Source organism: Henriciella sp. (assembly GCF_049649345.1).
Classification (GTDB): domain Bacteria; phylum Pseudomonadota; class Alphaproteobacteria; order Caulobacterales; family Hyphomonadaceae; genus Henriciella.
Window position 1 is genome coordinate 1 of the sequence record NZ_JBARZC010000556.1, and the last position, 2,460, is coordinate 2,460.

The following is a 2,460-nucleotide window of genomic DNA, read 5'->3' on the forward strand; positions in this document are numbered from 1 at the left end:
GGTTGGGGCCGAATGTGGCCTGCGTCAGGAAACGGGCGGTCGAGGACGGCGTGTCGAAAGCCGAATCTGCTTGCCCGGACGGAGGCGGAGGCGGCGGAGGAGGAGGAGGCGGTGGTGGCGGAGGCGGCGGCGGAGAGGGCGGCGATCCACCTGATGGCGGCGTCGGCGAGGAACTGCCGCCTCCACCTCCACACCCGCTTAGAGCAAGCGCTGCTGCGCATAGAAAAAAGGCAATCCGTCTCACGGGCTTCTCCCTGAGGTATTGACCTGAAAGGGCGGGTGATACGGCTTACAAAAGGTTAACGCGCCCGCAGAATTTGTTCACGTTTCCAAGGGTGATTCCGGAACGGCTTTAAATGAATTTCCGTACAGGTTGATGGGATCCGGGCCGGCTGACTAATCCCATTGTCTTTTGTCGTCCGCTGCAGCAAACGGGCTGGAACAGCTATGACAGCAGCATAATAAGTGGGGTCATCGTGACAGCTGAGACAGCGCCAGAACTCGAACAGCATAAATGGTATGAGGATGTGCAGGCCCTCGTGCTTGGCACGCTGCTTCTGTCCTTCGGGGTCACGCTGTACAGCACCGCAACGCTAATCACGGGCGGGCTTGCTGGCACCAGCCTGCTCATTGAATTTGCCACCCCGCTGACCTTCGGCGTCGTCTTTTTCGTTCTCAACCTGCCCTTCTACATCCTGTCGGTGATGCGTATGGGCTGGGGCTTCACGATCAGGACCTTCATCGCCATCGCCCTTATCTCTGTGCAGACGCGGCTGATCCCGCTCTGGGTGGACTTTTCGGTGCTGGACCCGATCTTCGCGTCGATTGCAGGGGCGGCGATGATGGGAGTCGGCCTCGTCATGCTGCTCCGCCACCGCGCAGGGATTGGCGGGATCACCATCCTGTCGCAATTCCTGCAGGACAAGGGCGTCATCCGCGCCGGGATCTTCCAGCTTATCGTCGACCTCGCCATCCTCGTCGTCGCGCTGTTCATGCTGCCGCTGAAGCTGGTCGCGCTGTCGATTGTCGGGGCGTTCGTGCTGAACCTGACTGTCGCCATCAATCACAAGCCAGGCCGCTATCGCGGGATGAGCTAGGCAAGGCTCAGGCAGCCGCCTAGAGTGCAGCCCGATGGACGGGATTGAAATCCACCCCTACGACCCAGATTGGCCAGCGGCTTTTCAGAGCGAGGCCAGGCAGCTTTCAGCCGCGCTCAAGGGCGAGACCGTCCTGGACATGGTCCACTTTGGCAGCACCGCCATTCCGGGAATGCCGGCCAAGCCGATCATCGACATTCTGGTCCTCGTGCCTGATCTCGAAGGCGCCCGCTCGCGCTATCCTGCAAGACTTGACGCGCTGGGCTATGACTTCTGGGCCGATAATCCGAAGACCGACCGGCTGTTCTTCGTAAAAGGCATGCCGCCTCGCGGCGAGCGGCGGACCCATCATGTCCATGTCTGCGAGCCGCAAAGCGAGATGCATACGCGCCTGGCGTTCATCGATTATCTCACGGCCCATCCCGAGGACGCAGCCGATTATGCCGCCCTGAAGCAGGATCTCGCCCGGCGCTACGGCGACGATCGCAAAGCCTATACGCGCGGCAAGGAAGCTTTCGTCGCCCGGATCATGTCGCTCGCGGCGGCCCCTTAGAGCCGGTCCGCTACCAGGCTCACTGTGTGGTCCCGAGCCTTGTTCAGCACGATGTCGGCATACTCGCGCAGCGGCTCGATATGATTTTTCAGATTGGGCAGATTGATCGTCTCCCAGACCTGCATGGCAAAGGCTTCGGCCTCCGGCACGCTCATATGCCGGAACTGCGCATAAAAGGATGTCGGATCATGCTCGGCGGCGTGCCAGAAGCCCATGAACCGGGTCAGAAACCAGTGTTCAATGTCGGCCTGCGCGGCATCGAGATAGACAAGTACATCCGGCTCGCCCGGCCCGCGTTCGCGCTTCGATAGCGGTGAGAAGCCCAGCCCTTCAAGAATGAGAATATCCGGCCGGCTGAGCGTGCGCGTGAGCGCCGGGTCGATGTCATAGATGACATGGCTGTGGACGGGGAACGCCGCCTCGCCCGCGCGCAGCGCCGCAATCGCTTCGGCCATGGCGGCCCGGTCATAGGTCTCCGGAAAGCCCTTGCGCATCATCAGCCCGCGCTCATCGAGCGTCGCATTTGGAAAGAGAAACCCGTCGGTCGAAACGGTTTCAACAGATCGTTCGCGGCCCATCTGCGCCGCCAGCCGCTCGGCAAGCGTGGTCTTGCCAGAGGCCACAGACCCGGTGACAGCAACGACGAAGCCTGGTTCGTCCTTGGCCAGCCCCAGAAAACGCTCAGCCAGCGCAGCCAGCCCGGCATGGTCCGTCTGGCCTGGCTCAGCGCTCATGGTCAGTCTCCCGGGATCCGTGGACGCCTAGAACGGAATTTCGTCCTCGAAATCCTGGTTGCCGAAATCCTGTGTC

The 2,460-nt window shown here is 61.6% G+C and carries 3 protein-coding genes; 2 read left to right on the plus strand and 1 reads right to left on the minus strand.

What is annotated here, in order from left to right:
* The first annotated feature begins 476 nt into the window (after nucleotides 1-476).
* Both WA989_RS15375 and WA989_RS15380 read left to right on the plus strand, forming a co-directional pair.
* Nucleotides 477-1,097 (plus strand): YitT family protein, encoded by a 621-nt coding sequence (locus tag WA989_RS15375; protein WP_424341358.1) that lies wholly within the window; start codon nucleotides 477-479, stop codon nucleotides 1,095-1,097.
* Nucleotides 1,098-1,131: 34 nt separating this feature from the next.
* On the plus strand, nucleotides 1,132-1,650 hold the full coding sequence (locus WA989_RS15380) for a GrpB family protein (protein ID WP_424341359.1): 519 nt from the start codon (nucleotides 1,132-1,134) through the stop codon (nucleotides 1,648-1,650).
* Here the strand turns inward: WA989_RS15380 and WA989_RS15385 are convergent.
* Nucleotides 1,647-2,384 carry a type I pantothenate kinase gene (locus WA989_RS15385; protein ID WP_424341360.1) on the minus strand — a complete coding sequence of 246 codons (738 nt, stop codon included), beginning with the start codon at nucleotides 2,382-2,384 and terminating at the stop codon, nucleotides 1,647-1,649. The two genes, WA989_RS15380 and WA989_RS15385, sit on opposite strands and share 4 nt — an antisense overlap.
* Between the last annotated feature and the right edge of the window lie 76 nt (nucleotides 2,385-2,460).